General features: G+C 65.5%; 20 protein-coding genes and 1 pseudogene. 11 read left to right on the top strand and 10 right to left on the bottom strand.

The window, feature by feature from the left end:
• On the top strand, positions 1-158 hold a 158-nt coding region (locus tag BJF89_RS20120; protein WP_139311935.1), incomplete at its 5' end, for a biotin/lipoyl-containing protein.
• A gap of 169 nt (positions 159-327) precedes the next feature.
• Here BJF89_RS20120 and BJF89_RS18120 read toward each other — a convergent pair.
• Complete coding sequence (locus tag BJF89_RS18120; protein ID WP_075816461.1) at positions 328-783, bottom strand: Lrp/AsnC family transcriptional regulator; 456 nt, start codon at positions 781-783, stop codon at positions 328-330.
• An 83-nt stretch (positions 784-866) separates the two neighbouring features.
• On the opposite strand from BJF89_RS18120, the gene BJF89_RS18115 reads away from it, so the two are divergent.
• Positions 867-1,505, top strand: coding sequence for a LysE family translocator (locus tag BJF89_RS18115; protein WP_075816430.1), 639 nt, complete (start codon positions 867-869; stop codon positions 1,503-1,505).
• Positions 1,506-1,513: 8 nt separating this feature from the next.
• Here the strand turns inward: BJF89_RS18115 and purB are convergent, their stop codons facing one another.
• Complete coding sequence (gene purB / locus BJF89_RS18110; RefSeq protein WP_187344740.1) at positions 1,514-2,953, bottom strand: adenylosuccinate lyase; 1,440 nt, start codon at positions 2,951-2,953, stop codon at positions 1,514-1,516.
• A 150-nt stretch (positions 2,954-3,103) separates the two neighbouring features.
• On the opposite strand from purB, the gene BJF89_RS18105 reads away from it, so the two are divergent.
• The gene (locus BJF89_RS18105) at positions 3,104-4,120 is read left to right on the top strand and encodes an ABC transporter substrate-binding protein (RefSeq protein ID WP_075816460.1); all 1,017 of its coding nucleotides are present in this window, start codon (positions 3,104-3,106) and stop codon (positions 4,118-4,120) included.
• Positions 4,121-4,144: 24 nt separating this feature from the next.
• On the opposite strand, the gene BJF89_RS18100 is transcribed toward BJF89_RS18105, so the two are convergent.
• The 4 genes from BJF89_RS18100 to purD are packed head-to-tail and all read right to left on the bottom strand — an operon-like array spanning position 4,145 to position 7,564.
• Entirely contained in the window at positions 4,145-4,621 is a 477-nt protein-coding gene (locus BJF89_RS18100) for a hypothetical protein (protein WP_075816428.1), read from the bottom strand.
• Positions 4,622-4,640: 19 nt separating this feature from the next.
• A complete protein-coding gene (locus tag BJF89_RS18095; protein ID WP_075816427.1) occupies positions 4,641-5,495 on the bottom strand; it encodes an Fpg/Nei family DNA glycosylase in 855 nt (284 codons plus the stop codon).
• Positions 5,495-6,262, bottom strand: coding sequence for a hypothetical protein (locus tag BJF89_RS18090; RefSeq protein WP_075816426.1), 768 nt, complete (start codon positions 6,260-6,262; stop codon positions 5,495-5,497). The genes BJF89_RS18095 and BJF89_RS18090 overlap by 1 nt, the downstream gene beginning before the upstream one ends.
• Positions 6,263-6,280: 18 nt before the next feature.
• Positions 6,281-7,564, bottom strand: a complete 1,284-nt coding sequence (purD, locus tag BJF89_RS18085; RefSeq protein WP_075816425.1) for a phosphoribosylamine--glycine ligase — start codon at positions 7,562-7,564, stop codon at positions 6,281-6,283.
• A 32-nt stretch (positions 7,565-7,596) separates the two neighbouring features.
• Here purD and BJF89_RS18080 point away from each other — a divergent pair, with 32 nt between their 5' ends.
• The 6 genes from BJF89_RS18080 to BJF89_RS18055 all read left to right on the top strand — a co-directional run bounded on the left by BJF89_RS18080 (position 7,597) and on the right by BJF89_RS18055 (position 13,985).
• Complete coding sequence (locus tag BJF89_RS18080) at positions 7,597-8,025, top strand: HIT family protein (protein ID WP_075816424.1); 429 nt, start codon at positions 7,597-7,599, stop codon at positions 8,023-8,025.
• Positions 8,025-9,008, top strand: a complete 984-nt coding sequence (locus tag BJF89_RS18075; protein ID WP_139312157.1) for a triacylglycerol lipase — start codon at positions 8,025-8,027, stop codon at positions 9,006-9,008. The genes BJF89_RS18080 and BJF89_RS18075 overlap by 1 nt, the downstream gene beginning before the upstream one ends.
• Positions 9,009-9,222: 214 nt before the next feature.
• A complete protein-coding gene (locus tag BJF89_RS18070) occupies positions 9,223-9,774 on the top strand; it encodes a PadR family transcriptional regulator (RefSeq protein WP_075816423.1) in 552 nt (183 codons plus the stop codon).
• 4 nt (positions 9,775-9,778) lie between these two features.
• A complete protein-coding gene (locus tag BJF89_RS18065) occupies positions 9,779-10,525 on the top strand; it encodes an ABC transporter ATP-binding protein (protein ID WP_083651126.1) in 747 nt (248 codons plus the stop codon).
• Between the two features lie 5 nt (positions 10,526-10,530).
• The gene (locus BJF89_RS18060) at positions 10,531-13,029 is read left to right on the top strand and encodes an ABC transporter permease (protein ID WP_139312156.1); all 2,499 of its coding nucleotides are present in this window, start codon (positions 10,531-10,533) and stop codon (positions 13,027-13,029) included.
• An 80-nt stretch (positions 13,030-13,109) separates the two neighbouring features.
• Positions 13,110-13,985 carry a triacylglycerol lipase gene (locus tag BJF89_RS18055; RefSeq protein ID WP_075816421.1) on the top strand — a complete coding sequence of 292 codons (876 nt, stop codon included), beginning with the start codon at positions 13,110-13,112 and terminating at the stop codon, positions 13,983-13,985.
• On the opposite strand, the gene BJF89_RS18050 is transcribed toward BJF89_RS18055, so the two are convergent.
• Together BJF89_RS18050 and BJF89_RS18045 are read right to left on the bottom strand one after the other, a co-directional pair.
• Positions 13,930-15,573 (bottom strand): cell wall metabolism sensor histidine kinase WalK, encoded by a 1,644-nt coding sequence (locus BJF89_RS18050; RefSeq protein WP_255372744.1) that lies wholly within the window; start codon positions 15,571-15,573, stop codon positions 13,930-13,932. The genes BJF89_RS18055 and BJF89_RS18050 overlap by 56 nt on opposite strands.
• A gap of 17 nt (positions 15,574-15,590) precedes the next feature.
• A complete protein-coding gene (locus tag BJF89_RS18045) occupies positions 15,591-16,364 on the bottom strand; it encodes a response regulator transcription factor (protein WP_083651124.1) in 774 nt (257 codons plus the stop codon).
• Between the two features lie 161 nt (positions 16,365-16,525).
• On the opposite strand from BJF89_RS18045, the gene BJF89_RS18040 reads away from it, so the two are divergent.
• Both BJF89_RS18040 and BJF89_RS18035 read left to right on the top strand, forming a co-directional pair.
• Complete coding sequence (locus BJF89_RS18040; RefSeq protein WP_083651122.1) at positions 16,526-17,314, top strand: L,D-transpeptidase; 789 nt, start codon at positions 16,526-16,528, stop codon at positions 17,312-17,314.
• On the top strand, positions 17,314-17,853 hold the full coding sequence (locus tag BJF89_RS18035) for a GNAT family N-acetyltransferase (protein WP_075816419.1): 540 nt from the start codon (positions 17,314-17,316) through the stop codon (positions 17,851-17,853). The genes BJF89_RS18040 and BJF89_RS18035 overlap by 1 nt, the downstream gene beginning before the upstream one ends.
• Here the strand turns inward: BJF89_RS18035 and crtI are convergent.
• Both crtI and BJF89_RS18025 read right to left on the bottom strand, forming a co-directional pair.
• Positions 17,795-19,416 (bottom strand): annotated as a pseudogene (crtI, locus tag BJF89_RS19850) (phytoene desaturase family protein). The gene BJF89_RS18035 and the pseudogene crtI overlap by 59 nt on opposite strands.
• Entirely contained in the window at positions 19,413-20,291 is an 879-nt protein-coding gene (locus tag BJF89_RS18025) for a squalene/phytoene synthase family protein (RefSeq protein WP_083651113.1), read from the bottom strand. Before BJF89_RS18025 ends, crtI begins: the two are co-directional and overlap by 4 nt.
• Positions 20,292-20,329 lie beyond the last annotated feature (38 nt).

Below are 20,329 nucleotides of genomic sequence, written 5' to 3'. Positions count from 1 at the left end.
TGGGTGACACCGTGGAGGCCGGGGATGCGGTCGCGGTGATCGAGGCGATGAAGATGGAAGCGTCGATCACCGCCCCGATCGCCGGGACCATCGCCCGGGTGGTGATGAGCCAACCGACGAAGGTGGAGGGCGGCGACCTCCTCGTCGTCGTGGAGTAAGCCGTGGAGTAACGGGACCGCTGCTGGGGTTCACAGCATTCCCCTGAAAGGTCTCCTCTGAAGTAGTTCTAGCCTCGTGCACGTATTCTCACCGGATGCGTGCACGGGGCTAGAACCATTTCCACCGCCAGGCCGCCGGCGCCTGGCCCACACCTTGATACGACACGCCCTAGACGACGGGCCCTCTGGATCCGTCCACGACCCGTTTCATCACCATGGTGGAGTTCAACCGCTCCACCCCTGGCAGGGTGCCGAGCACGGAATCGTAGAGTTCCTGGTATCCGGCCATATCGCGGGTCAGTGTCCGCAGGATATAGTCCGTCTCCCCGAAGAGCCGCTCAGCCGAGACGATGGCAGGCTCCGCTTCGACTGCATCCTCGAATGCTGCGACAGTAGCCTGGTCAGTCCTGCCCATGGTCACCATGACCAGTGCCTCGAAAGTGAGGCCCAGCGCCTCGGGATCCACCGCGGCGTGATACCCGCGGATCACTCCCGTGTTCTCGAGATCGCGGAGCCGACGGTGACATGTCGACACACTCAACCGCGCCTGCTCGGCGAGATCTGTGACGCTCATACGCCCGTCCTCCTGGAGCAGTGAGATTATTTTCCGGTCAATCGCATCCATGGAATAAATCTTCCCACACATGCCCAGATAGGCGCTGAAACTTCGAAACACATTCCCCGCTACCTGCAATAAGATTCCATATCATGGAAGCTACTCTGGTCCTGCAGTTCGCGGTCACGGCAGCACTACTTACTCTGGTCCCCGGCGCGGACTGGGCCTACGTCATCAGCACAGGTGCCCGCAGCCGGTCCGTCGTCCCTCCGGTTCTCGGCCTCGCCAGTGGATACGTCGTGCTCGTCGCCGCCGTCGCGGTGGGTGTCGGTACCCTGGTCTCCTCACACCCGGACGTTCTCAGCGTTCTGACGCTGGCCGGAGCCTGCTACATCACCTACCTGGGAATGAGCTCCCTGTTGAGCCTCCGAGCAACGGCGGGTTCCCGTCCGACGACAGACGGCGATACCGGCACGGCGGACGGCATGACGGGCCTGAACCTCTACCTGCGCGGCATGGGTGTCAGCGGCATCAACCCGAAGGCGATGATGCTGCTGCTCGCTCTCCTGCCGCAGTACCTGACCCCCGACGGATGGAGCTCAACCGCCCAGACCGGACTCCTCGGAAGCATCTTCATCCTCGAGGTCGTCGTGATCTACTTCGGCGTCGCTCTTTTCGCCCGGTCGCTGCTGCTGGGGCGGCCGCGCCTGAATACCGCGGTGACGGCGTTCTCCGGCGTGCTCCTGACCGGGTTCGGGGTGTGGCTGCTGCTGGATGTGCTCGCGTTCTAGAGGTTGTTCTAGAGGATGTCGTCCGGTCGGTAGGACGCGGCCTCCGGGTGGGCGGATACCAGCGCGTTGATCCGGGCGAGGACGCGGTCGACCTGGTCTTCGGCCGCGCCGATGAACGCGTGACGGTCGGCCAGTGCCGTATTCAGTGCGTCCGCATCGAGCGGAAGTCTCTCATCCGCCGCCAGACGCTGGACCAGGTCCTGGTCCCCGCCGTTCTCCCGCATGTTGAGCGCCACGGCAACCGCATTCTCCTTGATGACCTCATGTGCCGTCTCCCGTCCCACCCCGGCACGGACCGCCGCCATGAGAATGCGGGTGGTGGCAAGGAAGGGAAGGTAGCGTTCCAGCTCCCGGTCGATCATCGCCGGGAACGCGCCGAACTCGTCGAGGACGGTGAGGAACGTCTCGCACATGCCGTCGAAGGCGAAGAACGCGTCCGGCAGGGCGACGCGACGGACCACCGAACAGAAGACGTCACCCTCGTTCCACTGGGATCCGGCGAGGTCAGAGGCCATGGTCATGTAACCCCGCAGGATGATCTGCATGCCTCCGACACGCTCGCAGGACCGCGCGTTCATCTTGTGTGGCATGGCGGACGAGCCGACCTGCCCCTCCTTGAAGCCCTCGGTCACGGTCTCGTTGCCGGCCATCAGGCGGATCGTCATCGACAGTGACGACATCGCCGCGCCCAGTTCCACCAGTGCAGAGAGGGCGTCGAAGTCGAGTGAGCGCGGGTAGACCTGCCCGACAGAGTCGAAGATCCTGGCGAAGCCGAGCTCATCGGCGATGACCTGCTCGAGAGCCGCCAACTTCTTCGCGTCGCCACCCAGCAGGTCGAGCATGTCCTGGCTGGTGCCCATCGGCCCCTTGACCCCGCGCAGCGGGTAACGGTCCAGCAGGTTCTCGATGCGCTCGATCCCGACCATGAGTTCATCCGCCGCTGAGGCGAAGCGCTTGCCCAGCGTCGTCGCCTGTGCAGCAACATTGTGTGACCGTCCTGCCATCACCAGGGACTTGTACTCCGCGGCGTGGCGCCCGAGCTGTGCCAGGACGGCGACGGCTTTGTCACGGGCGATGGTCAGCGACCGGTGGATCTGCAGCTGCTCCACGTTCTCGGTCAGGTCCCGGCTGGTCATCCCCTTGTGGATGTCCTCGTGGCCAGCCAGCGCATTGAACTCCTCAATGCGCGCCTTCACGTCATGCCGCGTGACTTTCTCACGCTCCGCGATGGAGTCGAGGTCGATGGTGTCGATGACACGCTCGTAGTCGACGATCGCTGCACCGGCGATATCAATGCCCAGGTTCTTCTGCGCCTTCATCACCGCGATCCACAGGCGGCGCTCCATGAGGATCTTGTCCTCAGGGCTCCAGATAGCAGTGAGTTCAGCGGAGGCGTAGCGGTTCGCCAGGACATTCGAGATCTTCTTTTTGTCAGCCACGGCAACCAGTATCCCATAACCAATTCCCACAGTGACTACTGTGCGGAAGTGGTGCCCGACCCCGGTAATCACGACTGGTTCGCGATCATCGGTGACAACGTCGGAGACCTCGACCGATTCAGCACGCACCGGCAGGGAAAGCCACGCTATCCTTACCTCATGAAAGTCCTTCGCGCACTTGGCGCGATCCTGGTTCCGGCGGTCGCCGTCGGCTTGTCCCTCAGCTCCTGCTCTTCTGATTCCGGAGACGACTCGACCTCCGGTTCACCGGACTCAACAACCTCGTCACAGGCATTTCCCCTGACGGTGGACCACTTCCGCGGGGCCACCGAGATCCCCGAAGCGCCCCAGCGCATAATCGCCCTCGACAACGCCTACCTGGACTACGTGGTGGACCTGGGCGGCACGGTGGTCGGTGTCTCCGATATCGGTGCCGAGCTGGTCCCGACCTACCTTGACGACGACCAGGCAGAACGCGCCGCGGATGTCGAATCTGTGGGGAACATCGCGGAACCGCAGCTGGAGAAGATCGCGGCTCTGCAACCTGATCTGATCCTGTCCTCCGACGTGCGGCACAAGGAGTACTACGACCAGCTCACGGAGATCGCCCCCACCGTGTTCAGCGAAGACACCGGAGACACCTGGCAGGAGAACTACCTGTTGACCGGCGAGGCACTGGGGAAGAAGGAGCAGGCCGAACAACGACTGACCGAGATCCGTGATCGCGCCAGCCGTATCGGCGACCGGATCCGGGACGAGGGCACGGACGATGTACCGGAAGTCAGCGTCGTGCGGATCAAGGACGAGAACACGATCAGGCTGTACGGCGAAGACACGTTCTCCGGCTCAGTGCTCGCGATGGCCGGTCTGCCGCGTCCCGAGAACCAGGAGTCCGGGTACCCGGGGCAGGATTTCGGAATGTACGTGGTCTCACGGGAGAACCTCGATGAGGCGGACGCCGACCTGATCCTCGTGTCTGTTCCGGAAGAAGGCACAGCGAAGGCAAAGGAGTGGTCGGCGATCTCTGACGCCGTTCTCCAGACATCCACCTGGACATCCTTCGACGGACGCAAGGTCGACGTGGATGAAGGGACCTGGATGACCTCGGTCAGCCCGATCGGGGCAGATCACATCCTCACCGATGTGGCTGACATCTTCGACGTCGACGGTGAGTGACTGTTCTCGGGGCAACCCGCCGGGTCACTCGCGGATGAAACCGTCGTACTGACTGACCCTGGTGACCTCTTCACCGTTACGTAGCACGAGCTGTAGGCCGTGTTCCGGTTCCCACTCACACTCGTTTTCGGTGATGACGAACCATTCATCCGTCTCGTCGTCCAGTTCGACGGTCGCCGAGGTCCCGAGCGTCACGAAGTTCCAGACATCATCCGGATCGGCAATCTCCGGGATGCCGTAGTCCGCACGCTCCTCGGCAGAGAACTCCTCCGCCATCTCACGGTAATTCGCGAAAACCTCTGGAGTGGAACCTTTCAGGGCAGACTCCGGCAGCGACCGGTAGTTCGACAGGCACGTCGCGACGTCGTCGAGGTCGACGTCCTCGTCGTCGTGGATGACGGTGAACTCGACATCGTCGCCCACCACGTCAACGCTCAGCGTCGCAGTCCACTCGTCGTCACTGTCGCTGAACTGGCCGTGTCCCGGAATCTCGATCGTCATGCCGCAACCCTAACGTGTCTCACCGTCCCGCCTGACACACCGGGCACCAGTAGATCTTGCGCGCAGCCATCTCCCCCAGTTCAACGGGAGTCCCGCACACGAGGCAGGGCAGCCCGGCGCGTCGGTACACGTACACTTCTCCGCCGTGGTCATCTTTACGCGGTTCGCGCCCCATCGCTTCGGGGGTGTGCTCGTCACGCACCGTGTCGATCCGTCCGTGTTCCAGGCCGTAGTCCATGAGCACGACCATGTCCTGCCAGATGTCCTCCAGCTCTCCCTCTGTCACCGACGTTCCGGGAAGGTTCGGATTGATACCGGCACGGAACAACGCCTCAGTGCGGTAGATGCTGCCGACGCCGGCGTACATCGACTGGTCCATCAACAACGCGCCGATCGGTTTCGATGACCGTCGGGTACGGGTGAACGCCCGCTCCCGCTTCTCCTCGTTGAGGGCCCCGTCCTCCGACGGTCCGCCGACGGGACGCAGGGGGTCGACGCCCAACTTCCCCAACGCCGTGTCCTCCTCGGATGGCCCGATGATGACACAGCGCTGCGGACCCCGCAGATCTGCCGCGACAGATCCGTTGTCGATCCGCAGACGCACCTGACCGCGGGGTTCCGCGAACGGCTCCAGCACGAACGTACCGATGAGACCGAGATGGATGTGGATGATCCGTGCATCCGGCGCTGTCGTGTCACCGAAGTGCAGGAAGAGGTGCTTTCCCCACGCCTCCGCGCCCGAGAAAGCCGCACCGTCGAGGGACGCCGCTTCTGTCGCGAAGCGCCCCTGCGGTGACGAAACGTTGACCGGCGCTCCGGCGAACTGCGCGTTCAGCTCGCGGGCGAGACGGTGGATCACATGACCTTCAGGCATCAGTCCTCATCCGGGTCATTACCGCGGATCCTGTCGACCTGACGGTCAACGAGGTCGAGCAAGATATTAGGTTCTTCGACGCCACTGGCGTTGACCCGGAACACCACGTCGTCTACTCGACCCACGACGACAGACGCAGGATTGTCACCGCTCGGTGAATCGGAATCATTGACCACAGTGATGACGTGGACGTCTTCCGCACCGAGGACGTCAGCATCAGAGACGTCGGTTTGATAGGTCACTTCGGGGCTGTCCGGGTCCAGGTCAGAACTCTGCGTGAAGGACGCGCATTCGGCCAGGTCGTCCGGCAGGGCCATACCAGTGTTCTCCGGATCAGTGGAGATCATCGCATTGATCACGCCCGGATCATTCTCGTCCTGAGGCAGGAACTCGACCGCAGCCGCGGTGTCGGGATTGTCCTGGAGTGTCGCGAGGATACTCACGGCACGGGGAGCCAGTGCACCACATTGTTCAGGTTCGGTTCTGGTCGACCCTGCGATATTCCGGAGTTCATCGGCGGTCGCATCTTCGCCGTTTTCGAGGACGTCGGCGACATTGTTCCACTCGTAACCGGCGGGTGTGTCGGAGTCCGTCAGAATCATGTCCCTGGGGTCATCCGACACCGCGCTACCCGAGGTGTCTCCACTGCCGTCACTACTGGTGGTGTCCTCCGAGCCTGCATCGTCCGAGGAGCAGGCGGCCGCTCCGAGAAGAAGTCCTGCAGCAGTGAGCGCGGCACATGTACGGCGGAGAGTCTTGTCAGTCATTCATCCAGCCTATCCGGTTCAGTGCGCCGGAAACGCGATACGTCCCTCGACCGCTGCCAGACCGATGTCGGTACGAAAGTGTCCACCCGGCAACGAGATCCTGCCCAACTCGTCGTAGGCGGCAGCCCGGGCGTCCTCCAGTGTGACGCCCTTACCGATCACGTTGAGCACCCGTCCGCCGGCGGACACCAGCGCCCCGTCCTTCTCCGCGACGCCGGCAGCACGGATCCCGCGGGCTTCATCCCCGGCGGCGGCACCGGAAATCTCCACCCCGGTGACCGGAGACGCCGGGTAGTTCTCCGCAGCGAGCACCACCGTGACCGCGTACCCGTCCTGCCATTCGAGCGGCGCGAGCTCATCCAGTGTCCCGGTGGCCACCGCCTCGAGCACCCCGCCCAGCGGCGTCGTCAGAAGATCGAGGACAGCCTGCGTCTCGGGGTCCCCGAAACGACAGTTGAACTCCACGACGGCAGGACCGTCCGCACCCCAGGCCAACCCCGCGTACAACAGACCGGAGAACGGGCAGCCCTCCTTCACCATCTGGGCGGCAACCGGCGCAACCACGTCGTCGACGATGGTCTGCACACCGTTCTCCGGCAACCACGGCAGCGGGGTGTAGGCACCCATGCCTCCGGTGTTCGGGCCTTCGTCATTGTCACCGACACGCTTATGGTCCTGGGCGGGGAGCAACGGAACCACGGTTTCGCCGTCCACCAGGCAGAACAGTGAGACTTCAGGACCGTCAAGGAAGCTCTCCAGCAGCACCGGATTCCCGGCCGCATGGACGTGGTGGACGTGCTCGAGAGCTGCGTCGCGGTCCGGAGTGACGACGACGCCCTTACCACCGGCCAGTCCGTCGTCCTTCACGACCCAGATGGGGCCGAATCGGTCGATGGCAGCGCTGATGTCGTCCTCCGTGGCACCGGGGAGCAGCGACTCGGCGTGCGCGGTCTTCACACCCGCTGCCGCCATGATCTCCTTGGCGAATGCCTTGGACCCCTCGATCCGGGCTGCAGAGGCCGACGGGCCGAACACGGCGAAACCTGCGTCACGCAGGGCATCAGCCACACCGGCGACCAAGGGGATCTCCGGGCCGATGACGACCAGGTCGGCAGAAAGCTCCCGGGCGAGGGCGACGACGGCGTCGGGGTCGTCCCCCTTCGTCCCGGGGTGAAGTGCCGCTACCCCGGCAAGGCCGGGATTACCGGGTGCGACGTGCACCTCGCTGACCTCCGGGTCAGTGGACAGTGAGTAGGCCAGGGCGTGTTCGCGGGCTCCGTTGCCGATGACGAGTGTGCGCATGGCTGAACAGTTTAGCCGCTACCATCGACAGCATGGCTTCCGTATTCAGCAGTATCATCTCCGGCGACCTCCCGGGCCGCTTCGTCTACCGGGACGAGACCGTCGCCGCGTTCCTCACCATCGAACCTGTGGCCTACGGGCACACACTGGTCGTGCCGGTGGAGGAGGTCGACAAGTGGACCGACCTGGACCCTGCACTGTGGGCGCATCTCAATGAGATCGCCCAGCATGTCGGTGCGGCGATCGTGGAGGAGTTCGACGTCCCCCGCGCCGGCTACCTGATCGCCGGTTTCGAGGTCCCACACGCCCATATCCACGTCTTCCCCGCCTCGGACATGTCGGGCTACGACCTGTCCAACGCTCTCGGCATGAACGACACCGACCCGGAGAAGATGGACGACGCTGCCGAGAAGATCCGGTCGGGTCTACGGTCCCGTGGAGTCGACGTTAGCGACAGCTGATGGAGGAGGAGATCGAATCCATCGCCAAGGCCATCGCCGAGGCGGAGTCCGAGGCACAGCAGGTGCAGCAGGAGCAGTTCCAGGAAGCTCCCGGCAAGATGATCCTCAACCAGCTGTCGCAGTTCACCGACGGTGTGCGAAACACCCTGGAATTCCCGTCTCGACTCTTGCCCCGGACGCCGCAGCTGCCGGGAGGAACAACCACGCTGCCGATCGGAGCCCGCCAGTACACGGTCGGCTTCGTCGACGACCTGTGGCACGCGCGCCCCACCGACGAGCGGCCGTACCCGGTCGTGCTGCTGCATGGCACGATCTCCTCGAAGAACGCGTGGCAGAACCTGGTGGTATCGCTCAGGGACAGGGGGTGGGTGGTGTTCGCCCCCGACTACGGTATCCACGGCACGCAGGACGTCCTGACCTCCGCACGGGACATCGCCGCGTACCTCGACCAGGTTTTCGCGGCAACCGGGGCAGAGAAGATCGACATCGTCGGGCACTCCCAGGGTGGACTGCTCGCGCGGTACTGGATCAACGAGATGGGCGGCGCCGACCGGATCCACCACCTGGTGTCGCTGTCCGCCCCTCACCACGGGACGACAGTCCGGGGGCTGCTGGCGTCGGTGATCACTGCCAGCGAGACGACGGTCCGGGTGGCGGAGGCGGTGGTCAGCAAGATGATGGGCCCGGCAGGCATGCAGCAGGTCGTCGGAGCGCCACTGATCGAGACGATGACGACCGGCCCTGAGACCCGGCCGGGGATCCGGTACTCATGCCTGGCGACGCGCAATGACACCACCGTCGTCCCGTTCGAGACCGCGTTCCTCACGCCGGATTCGGGGGACGGCCCCGGGGGACCTGCGCGGGTGTGGAACGCTTTCCTGCAGGATCACGGGGTGAGCCGGGTGCGGCACGACGAGATGCCTGCTCACCCGGAAGTGCAGGATCTTGTGGTGAAGATCCTCGAGGAAGGGCTGCGGGACTGAACACCACGTCGGGACGAAGTTCCCGGAACCCCGGACTTGTGTTGATCTGACACCCTTCGACCGACACAAGCGTGGGGCCTCAAGAGGTGAAGCACTCCTCGGCGGTCCGTAACGTCTCGATCTCTCCTTACCCCCTTGCTTACTGAGTAAGTTACCGAGTAATGTTCGATGAACTTACCGAGTAAGCAACACCTTCTCAGCCGAGGAAGACACCATGTCCATCAAGTTCGCCCTGCTCTGCCTCTTAGCCGAGCAACCCCGGAGTGTGGGGAAGCTGAAGTCCGACTTCGAGGTCCGCACGCGGGAGACCTGGCCCGTCAACGTCGGGCAGGTCTATCAGACGATCCAACGTCTCGCCCGGGACGGCCTCATCGAGGTGACCGGGTCCGACACCGGTGCGTCCGGACGCCACACAGAGATCTACGCCGTCACCGACACGGGCCGCTCCGAACTCGCCACGTGGTGGCGCTCCCCCGTCCTGCCTCCCCCCAACGACCGGGATGACCTGGTGATCAAGACAGCCATGGCAGCGTCCACGTCCGGCCCCCTGCCGGACGGCATGGACTTCGCGTCGGTCCTGCACAACCAGCGACTGGCCGTCCTCGACGAACTGCGCACGCTCACCAGGAAGAAATCAGAGGTCCCACCGTCCACTGCGGCCGACAGGCTGCAGCTCGAGCGCCGGATCTTCGATCTCGAATCCCAGATCCGCTGGCTCGACCAGATAGAAGCTCTGCCACCCGCCACAGAAACCGAGGAGAACTGAGACCATGACCCGCCCCAACAACACCTCTCCCCTGTCTCCCCGGCGTCTGTCCGGCAATGAGTCCGTGGACGCGACAACGTCCGCCGCGGCTCTGCACCTCGACCAGGTCAGCCGGATCCACCAGGACGGCCCCACCACCGTCACCGCACTCGACCGCGTCACGCTGACCATCGAACCTGGTGAGCTGGTTGCGGTGATGGGCCCGTCGGGATCCGGAAAATCGACGTTGCTCAACGTCGCCGGCACGCTGGACACCGCCAGCGATGGACGCGTCCTTGTCGCCGGGGTGGATGTCTCGCACCTCTCCGCGCAGGCCCGTGCGGAGGTACGACGAACCCATGTGGGCTACGTCTTCCAGGACTACAACCTGATCCCGACACTTACCGTGGCGGAGAACGTCTCACTGCCGATGGAGCTCAACGGCACGAAGAGGAAGGACGCCCGGGCCGCGGCGCTCAATGCTCTGGAAGAAATCGACCTCAGCGACCTTGCCGACCGGTTCCCGTCGGAGGTCTCGGGCGGTCAACAGCAGCGCGTCGCCGTAGCACGGGCCTTGATCGGCGACAGGCACCTTTTCCTCGCCGACGAACCCACCGGCGCCCTGGACTCGGTGACTGCCGAATCCGTCATGTCGCTGCTACGAAACCGGGTTACCGACGGCGCCGCAGGGCTGCTGGTCACCCATGAGCCCCGCTTCGCCGCGTGGGCTGACCGCACCGTGCACCTGCGCGACGGCCGGATCATGGAGTGATCATCATGTTGAACACCTTTTCCCGACTCCGGGTCGCCCTACGTCTCGCCCGGCGCGACCTGGCCGCCCACAAGATCCGCACCGTCGTGGCCTTGCTGCTCTTCGCTCTGCCGGTGTCGTTGGTCGTGGGTTTTGTCTCCTTCACTCTGGGGTACGACCAGGCACTCCAGAACTCCCCCTTGAACTCCGTGGGGAGTGTCTCCCTTGATTCCGACAGGGGCCGCCCCTCCGAAGATCCCCTGACCCAGGAGACGGTCTCTTCTCAGAATGACGACCTCACCGAAGCCATCGGTGACCTGGCACACTCGCTGTCCCCCGGTGTCCTGCAACGGTCGTCGATGACCAACGGCGACCGTAGCGTCGACCTCAACGTCATCACGCTCAGTGATTCAAAAGACAGGACGGGGCCGAGCATCGAACCTGGCACGGTCCTTCTCAACGACGACGCCGCCTACCTGTTGGGCGTCGATGACGGCGACACGATCTCCGTCGACGGCACCGAGCTGACGGTGAGAGCGGGCGGCGACTACCGGGGTTCCGTGGTCAGCAGCGACGACGTGCCAGTGAACCAGTGGGCGATGGATATCACCTGGTACTTCCCGGCGGACAAGGACGCTGCACAGAGCATCGTCGACGCAATCCGCGATGTCGACGGTGAGCGTATCAACACAACCAGCATCTACGACCCCCGCTATTCGGGGTCAACCTACTTCGGCGGTGACACGGTGATCGCCTTCTTCAGCTTCCTTGTTCTGGGCATCGTCCTGGTCTCCGCGGTGATCACCCCCGTGTTCGCGGTCGCAGCCCGTCGTCAACGCCGTGCGATGGGACTGCTCAGCGCCACCGGCGCGGCACCGCGCGACCTGCGGCTGATCATGCTCGCAGAAGGTCTCCTCGTCGGTCTCCTCGGCACCTGTCTCGGACTTATTCTGTCTACCGGTGTCGCCGCAGCATTCTTCGCTGTGACCGGTCTGAACGGCTTCCACTGGTCGTGGATTGCAGCTGTCTCCGTCGCACTCGTCGCCCTGATCTGCGGGGTGACGTCCGCCCTGGTGCCCGCGGTCAGGGCCGGACGGGAAGATCCCGTCCAGGCGCTCGCCGACGGTGGAAGCGAACGCATGACCGGATTCCGGTGGCGCATGCTCATCGGCCTGCTGTTCCTCATTCCCGGTGTCCTCCTCGCCCTAACCTCAGAACGGGACACGATGACTCTGGGGATCACCCTGTGCGGGATCGGCGTGGTGCTCAGCAGCAGTTTGATCGTGTGGTTGTTGTCCAGGCTCGGTAATGTACTTCCAACCGCCGGACGCCTGGCCGTGCGCGACAGTCTCCGTAACAATCACCGGACCATCCCGGCCGTCGCCGCCATCGCCGGCGCGACGTTCCTGGCTACCGTTGTGCTGGCACACCCGTACAACGTCGGCACTGAATCGTCCTTCCGCGACAACGTCGTAGTGATGAGTACAACTCGGGGAGGTGACGAGACATCCTACGCACCTGAGATCGAGCAAATGTCCAGCCGGTTGAACGCAGAATCACACCACCCTCTCACAGAAGTTCAGGACGTTACTTCGGACGGCAGTACCTACAATGCGAGCCTGCACACTCCGCCACATCCTGCGCCCGGGCTCGTCCATACTGAGTGGGCCACTCTGCGAGTGACCGATGGTGACATCTTCACCGCCTATGACGGCGCGGATGACAGCGCTGTCATGCAGGCTTCGAACGCGCTGGCTGACGGCAAAGTCGTAGTTTCAGACCCGGAACTCGTCGACGACGGGGAGGTGCTCATCGAGCTACGGGAGTACGACCCCTACTACGGGTACGCGCCCGATCACACCGGCGAAGATCCTGGACCCGCCGACGAAACACTTCGTATCCCGGCGGTCGTCATTCCGGGACTGGCAGGAACCGGGGCACTCGACGGAGCTGCGCTGGCCCCCGACACAGCCGAATCGCTCGGCCTGGACGTGAGCTACCGCGGAACTGTGTTCCTTCTCGATTCACCGGTCACCATGTTCGAAGCCGCCGCCGTGGCAACGAATCTTTGGCCCGTGGTCGCAAACTATTTCTCGGTGGATACGCCAGCGGTCGACGGTGACCGTGCGCTGTTGGTATCCACGACCATCGTCCTGAGTTGGGTGCTGACTCTGGGGACAGTCCTACTCGTCGTACTACTCGCCGCCACGGAATCCCGCCGGGACATGGCGACGATCACCGCCGTGGGAGCACCGCCGGGGCTACTCCGCCGTTTCGCCGCCACCCAGGCGGTATTCATCGCGACAGCAGGCACGGTCGTGGGGGTGGTGATCGGAATCCTCCCGAGATTCAGCCAGACGGTGAGCACCATGACCAGCACCTCGTTCAGCACCGGCTTCCTCACCCCCTCCCAGTGGCTCGCACTCGGCCTGACTGCTGTGGTCGGTCCGGTTCTGGCCTGGATTGCCGGATCTGTCATCGGTGCGGTCACTTCCCGCGACCGCTCACCGGTCCGTCGGCGCTGACACGTGCGTTCCAGGTTGGTCCTGGAGCCCAGAACCAACCAGGAGTGCACGTCCCAGCAGATCGGTGCGAAAATAGGACCATGCGACAGACACGTCCACCACTCGTCGGCCGTCTTCTGGACCGGCTCCCGCAGCCAGCCTCGCCCTGGAGAGACACCGAGCACACCGAGCACACCAGCACGACGGACGGACACACCAGGACCCGGCCGATCGTCCTGGTGCACGGAACCGCCGGCAGCCGGGACAACTTCGAGAAGATTGTGCCCGTGCTCCGTGAGACCGGGCGCCCGGTCTTGTCCGTCTCCTACGGGCACCGCGGTACCCGGGGGCTGCGCGACTCGCTCGGTGAGGTCGTCGACCAACTCGCCGAGATCACCGGGCGTGTCGGAGCAGTGGATCTGGTGGGACATTCCCAGGGCGGGCTCCTCGCACTCGCCGCAACCGGGTTTCTCGAGGACCGTACGAGTGGCGGCAACGACCACAACGACGACAACACCGTGGTACGCCACGTCGTCGGTCTCGCAGCGGACTTCCGCGGAGTGGGGCGGCCGTGGTTCCGTCCACCGGAGTCGCGGATACTCCACCGCATCGACCAGGCTTTTCTCCCGGCACTCGCAGACCAGCTCACCGGGTCCCCCGCCCTGGACGACGTCCTCCGTCATACGGTGCACACGGACGTGCCGGTCACCCAGATCATCACCCGGGGAGACCGGATCGTCCCGGAGACACGTGCCCGCGCACTCGTGACCTCTGATCCGTTGACCGGCCTTCCTGCCCACCCGGGGCCAGTGCAGGTCGTCACGATCCAGGACCGTTTTCCGGACGCCCGGATCAGCCATGCGGTGATCCCCCACCACCGCGTGGTCGGCACCCTCATCGCCGAAGCCCTCGCCGCGAATGTCACCCGCCCCAGGAATCGCGACCAGACTTCCGTCCGTCGTCCCCAGGATCCGTAGCCTCCCCGGGTATATCGGGTGCATCGGCCGCCTCGGCTGCATCGCTGTCCGACGCGCCGACGTCACCGGACTCGAACTCCGCGTCCGATTCCGCGTCCGATTCCTCGTCGAGTTCCTCGTCCTGCTCCTCGTCATCCCGCCACACCGGCAGCAGGATCCGGAAGGTCGTGCCTTCGCCCAGTTCGCTCTCCACGGTGATCGTGCCGTTGTGCAGCTCGATCAGACGCTTGACGATAGACAGGCCCAGACCCGAGCCGCCCGAGGCCCGGGACCGTGACACGTCCGCCCGGTAGAACCGTTCGAAGAGATGCGGGACATCGTCGGCGGAGATACCGTCGCCGTCGTCGATGACCTCGACGGCGACCATGTCGTCGTCCGGCCGGCTCAACCGGACAGTGACCGTGGCGTCCTCCCCGGCGTGCCGCATCGCATTGGTCACGAGGTTGCCGACGACCTGGTGCAGGCGGGCGCTGTCACCGACGGTCACGGGCACCGACCGGGTCTCGTTACGCACGCTCACCGACCGTCCCGGGAAACCGACCCGGGCGTTCTCCGCAGCGGACAGGCAGATCTCCAGCATGTCCACCGGATCCTCACGCATGGGCCGCCCCTCGTCCATGCGCACGAGGGTGAGCAGGTCCTCCACCAGCAGACTCATCCGTCCTGCTTCGGCGGAGATCCTGTCGATGACCATGTCCGGGTTGTCGGTGGCACCGGACCGGTACAGGTCGGCGTAGCCGCGCACACTGGTCAGCGGGGTCCGTAGCTCGTGGGAGGCGTCGCCGATGAAACGGCGCATCGACGCCTCGGCCTCCCGGGCCTGCCGCTCCGAATCATTGACCGCGATGAACGCCCCCTGGATCTGGGCGAGCATCCGGTTCAGCGCGACGGACAGACGCCCCACCTCCGTCTTCGGCGACCAGTTCGGGACGCGCTGGTCCAGATGACCGCGGGCGATCCGTCCTGCTGTCTGCTCCACCTGGTACAGCGGTTGCAGGGCGCGTCGGACCAGGAAGAGACTGGCCGCGGTGACCGAGGCGAGGATCAGCAGACTGATGATGATGAGCATCGTCGTCATGCCGCTCATGATCTTCGACTCGCCGTCCATCGGCAGCGCGAAGACGGTGACCCCGCCGTCCTCGTTGGTCACCGCCGCCGCGCGCCACGGCGCCGGCGAGGCGGAGTACGTCGCCGCCGGGACAGTGACCGGACGAGTCGGCTCGGTGATCGACGAGACGTCCGGCAGGGAGTCGTTGACGCTGTTCGGACCGGTGGTCTGGCACGCGTCGCCCGGCAGACCCCAGTACATCTTGGACGGAGGACGCTGCAGGCGCAGGTCATGGGACTGGTAGGTGTTGCGGCACGGGGACTCGGTGACACTCGCCGCCCAGGTCGCACTGTCCTTGAGCTGTTCATCGACCCGCTCGGTAAGGAACCGCTGCATCATGCCGGTCACCACCGTGCCTGACACGGTGAGCCCCAGCGCCGTGAGCACCGCGATCACCAGCACCAGGGACACCCGGAGCGGGTAATGGGACAGAAAAACCCCCGGGTACTGTCGGCTCGCCCGCCGGGCGCCGGCTGTCATCCTGCCCGAACCCGCCATCAGCTACGCGGCAGCCTCAGGACGTACCCCACACCGCGCACGGTGTGGATCAACCGCGGATCCTGGGTGTCGATCTTGCGGCGCAGGTAGGAGACGTAGGATTCGACGACATTGCCGTCACCGCCGAAATCGTACTCCCACACGGCGTCGAGGATCCGGGACTTCGGCACCACGACCTCGGAGTTGACGAGCAGGTAGCGCAGCAACTTGAACTCGGTCGGAGACAGGTCCACGACCTTGCCCGCCTTGGTGACCTCGTGCATGTCGTCGTTGAGGGTGATGTCGGCGTAGGTGATCAGCGAGGAGTCGTCGTCCTCCGCGGGCTGTACCCGACGCAGGATCACCCGCAGCCGGGTGATCACCTCCTCCAGGGCGAAAGGTTTGGTGACGTAGTCGTCCGCCCCGATCGTCAGGCCGTGGATCCGGTCGTCCACGCCGTCCTTGGCGGTGAGGAACAGCACGGGTGCCTCATGCCCGTCCTCCCGCAGCTTGTTGAGCAGCGTGAAACCGTCCATGCCGGGCATCATCACATCGAGGATGAACGCGTCGGGACGGAAGGTCTTGGCGATCTCGCGGGCCGTCGCACCGTCTGCGGCGGTCTTGACCTCGAAGTCCTGGAACTCCAGACGAGCCTTGATCAGGTCGGCGATATTGGCCTCGTCGTCGACGACGAGGACCTTCACCGGCTGTGCGGCGTGCGCACCGTGCGCACCATGGGCGCTGTGGGCACCGTGACCGGAGTTACTGGAATTGTTCGACAGAGGCACGTTCATATCTCCCTAGTCTGCCCCGGAAAACCGGGTTTTTCATGCTGGGCACATCCAGAGTACCTGTGACTTCAGTAGGCTTTCGATGATCACCACCCGACACGCACCCGAATACACGCCCGGGTAAAAGTGGCTCGACAACGTTGCCAGGGGATAGGATAGCTCCCGTGAACATTCGGAGAACACCTGCACACCACAGCGGCCCCACCCGCACCATCCGTCGTCGGGTCGCCGCGCTCGGCATCGCAGCGGTCGCAGCCGTCGGCATCGGCGGAGCGGGCATCGCCCCGGCCACCGCCGCGCCGAGCATCCCCAACCTGCCCGCCGCCGGCGACATCGCCCTGCCCGGACCGGACGAGATCAACGACATGGTCCGCGACGGTGTCCTTGACGCGCACGACGCAGCACTGCTGCAGGCCGGCAAGGTTCCTGAGCAGTTCCGCGACGCCTATGAAAAGGGCGTCCGGGACCTGGCCGACCTCGTCGCCCCCGGCGCGGTCCAGGACCGTCAGGATGAGCGCGACGCCGCCGACCGTGCTGCCGCTGCCGCCCGTGCCGAGCGCGAGGCACGCGCCGCCGCCGAGCAGCGTCGGGCCAGCACCAGCAACACCCCGTGCCCGGCATCCGCCCGCGTGTGCGTCGACATCGACGGCAAGCGCACCTGGCTGCAGCAGAACGGCGACACCTCCTACGGTCCGGTGAGCATGTCCCCGGGCAAGCCGGGCCAGGACACCCCACGTGGCAACTTCACCGTGCAGTACAAGGTGAAGGACGAGATCAGCCGCGAGTTCAACAACGCTCCGATGCCCTACGCCGTCTACTTCACCAACAACGGCCACGCCTTCCACCAGGGCACCCTGGACACCCAGTCCGCCGGTTGCGTCCGGATGAACAACCAGGACGCGATCACCTACTTCAACGCCCTCAACCCGGGCGACCAGGTGTTCATCTACTGATGACCGGTTCCGTGTCCCCGGAACAGTCCCCGGAACTGCGCTACCGTCCTGCCGTCGACGGCGACCGGGACTTCCTGCGGGCCCTCTACATCCTCACCGACCAGTGGGGTGACGAGGAGCAGCCCGTCAGCGAGGGGATCGACGAGGAACTCGAGGCGTATGTGGACCGGTGGACTCCGGACCAGCCGGCGGTCATCCTCGACGACCTCAGCAGCGGGACGCCGACGCCGGTCGGCGGCGCCTGGCTGCGTACCTTCACCTCTGACGCGCCGGGGGCGGGTTTCGTCTCCGACGACATCCCGGAGGTCGCCATCGCGCTGCGTCCGGAGTTCTCCGGGCACGGACGTGGCACGGCCCTGATGTCCGAGATGCTGGAGACCGCCCGCGCCGCAGGCTTCCCCGGTGTCTCCCTCGCCGTGGACCTGGGCAATGACCGCGCCCGCCACGTCTACGCCAAGCTCGGCTTCGTCGACAGCACCGTCAACGGTGGTCTCGACCCGAGCGGGCACTGCCACGTGATGGTCCACCGCTTCGACTGATCCTGGTCACTGCGTTCTCCGCACTGATCAGGCACATCGGCACCCCTACCCCGGGCGTGGTCGTCGACCCCGCGTAGTACAGGTTCGACACCGCCCGCGACCGGTTGGTCCCGCGCATGAACGCCGACTGCGTCAGCGTGTGTGCCAGACCCAACGCCCACCCGCGCCAGGAGTTGTAGCGTTCGGCGAAGTCCGCCGGGCCCAGCGTCCTGCGGACGACCACCCGGTCAACCAGATCGGGCACCCCCGCCCGCTGCGCGATCATGTCCAGCGTCGCATCGGCGATGGCGTCGATGTCGCTGCTGTCCATCGACGGGTCACAGGCTGCCGGGATAAGGACGAAGAGATTCTCGTGCCCCGCCGGTGCCGCGTCCGGGTCGGTCGCCGAGGTCCGGGAGACGTACACCGACCGCGACGCTCTGCGCCCGGGCCCACCCGGGACAGTGTCGAACACCGCGGCGAAGTCGGGCGTCCAGTCCTCACTGAAGATCAGGGTGTGGTGCGCGAGCTCGGGGAGTTCGCCCTCCACCCCGAGCATCACCACCACCGCGCCGACACCGGGATCCGCACCACGCCAGCGCCGTTCCGGGTAGGTCCGCAGCCCGCGCGGGAGCAGTCCGGTCTCGGTGTGATGCAGGTCAGCGGCACTGACGACCACGTCCGCAGGATGAACGCCTCGCCGTCAGACGTTCTGACATTCACCCCCCGAGCCTGCGCGGAGGACACCGCGGCGACGGCGCGGCCCACCCCCGGTATCTGCCGCACGGGGTTCGCCCGGTCACGGTCGGTGACGATTCCGGTGACGTCCGCGCCGGTCCGTACATCCACCCCGTTGTCGACGGCCAACCGACGCAGTGACTCCACCACCGCAGCGAAACCGCCCGTGGGGTACTTGACCCCCTGGACCAGGTCGGTGAAACTCATCAGCTGGTACAGGGCGGGAGTCTGCGACGGCCGCGACGAAAGGAACACCGCCGGGTAGCTGAGGATCTGGCGCAGACGACGGTCCTGGAACCTCCGGTTGACCAGGCCTTCCAGCGAGCCCGCGAGGAGCCGGACCAACCGCGGCGCGCGCCGCGCCACCTCGGGCCCGAGGAACGGGGCAGGTGAGGTGAAGTCGGTGTAGAGGAACCGGTCCACGGCAATGCGGTAGGTGTCTCCGGCTTCCGCGAGATAACGCCTGATCTCCTCACCTGCCCCGGGTTCCAGCGACTCGAAGAGTTCGGCGACCGCGTCCTCCCCCACCGGCACATCCACCGGGTCCAGTCCCTCGGCAAGCAGCCGGTACCCCGGCGACAGCTCCTTGAGGTCCAACTGCTCCCCGGTGGAGGTACCCATCAACGAGAAGAAACGGTCGAAGGCTTCGGGCATCAGGTACCAACTGGGACCGGTGTCCCACCGGAACCCCGGCGCGTCGTCGACGGTGAGGGTGCCCGCACGTCCTCCCACCGTGGTCCCACGTTCCAGCAGAGTGACCTCATAACCACGCCGCGCCAGCAGCCCGGCAGTGGACAGACCCGCGACGCCGGCGCCGATGACCACGGCCCGTCGCCCGCCGGTCATCGTCGACCCCTGGTGATCTCCCGCACGGTCAGCGCCGCCTTGACCGGGGCGGGGACCCGGACCCGGGTGTGTCGGAGCTGGTGCGGTGGAGTGCGACGCAACCGTGCGGACAGTTCCTCGTAGAGTGCCGCCGCGGCTGCCACCCCCACCCGGCAGCCCGCCGGCAGTGACGGGACGCGGAGACGCCCAGCGGCGATGCCCGCGTCCACCTCGTCCAGGACGCGGTCGCGGATCTCCGCCGTCAGCGGACCGTCCTGCAGGTCCGGCAGGTAGCAGCGCCCCAGCTCATCCCGGTCGTCGCCGAGGTCCCGCAGGAAGTTGACCTTCTGGAACGCCGCACCCAACGCCGCGGCACCCTCCGCCAGCCAGGCACGCTGTGCGGCGGGCACCGGGTCCGCGTGGGCGAGGAAGATGTCGAGGCACATCAGGCCGATGACCTCCGCCGAGCCGTGGATGTAGCGGGCCAGGCTCTCCTCGTCGTGGACGTCCCGGACGATGTCGCTGCGCATCGAGGCGAAGAAGTCCCTCATGTGCGACGGGTCGATCCGGCACCGCACCGACGTGGCCGCCCACGCGTGCAGCACCAGGTCGGTGTGGAACCCTTTCTCCGGTGCCGCGAGCACCTGAGCCTCGTAGGCGTCCAGGACCGCGCGGAGGTCGGCGTGTCCCGCGGCTGCGCCGTCGACGATTTCATCGGCGATACGCACCACGGCGTAGAGGTTGCGGACATCCTCCCGGACGCCGTCCGGCAGCAGGCGCGTGGCCAGGGAGAACGACGTGGAGTAACGGCCGATCACGGTGGCGGAGACGCGCTCGGCGAGATCCGCGTACATCCCGGCGGGGGTACTGCGGCGGCGAGGACTGCGAGTGTTCATCGACAGACAGCGTACCCGTACACACCCGTGTGCCCGGT

Origin of the sequence: Corynebacterium sp. CNJ-954, from assembly GCF_001942345.1 — a bacterium.
In the GTDB taxonomy this organism is placed as follows: Bacteria; Actinomycetota; Actinomycetes; order Mycobacteriales; family Mycobacteriaceae; genus Corynebacterium.
Note: the sequence above shows the minus strand (reverse complement) of the source record. Positions and strands in the feature narration are given on the sequence as shown.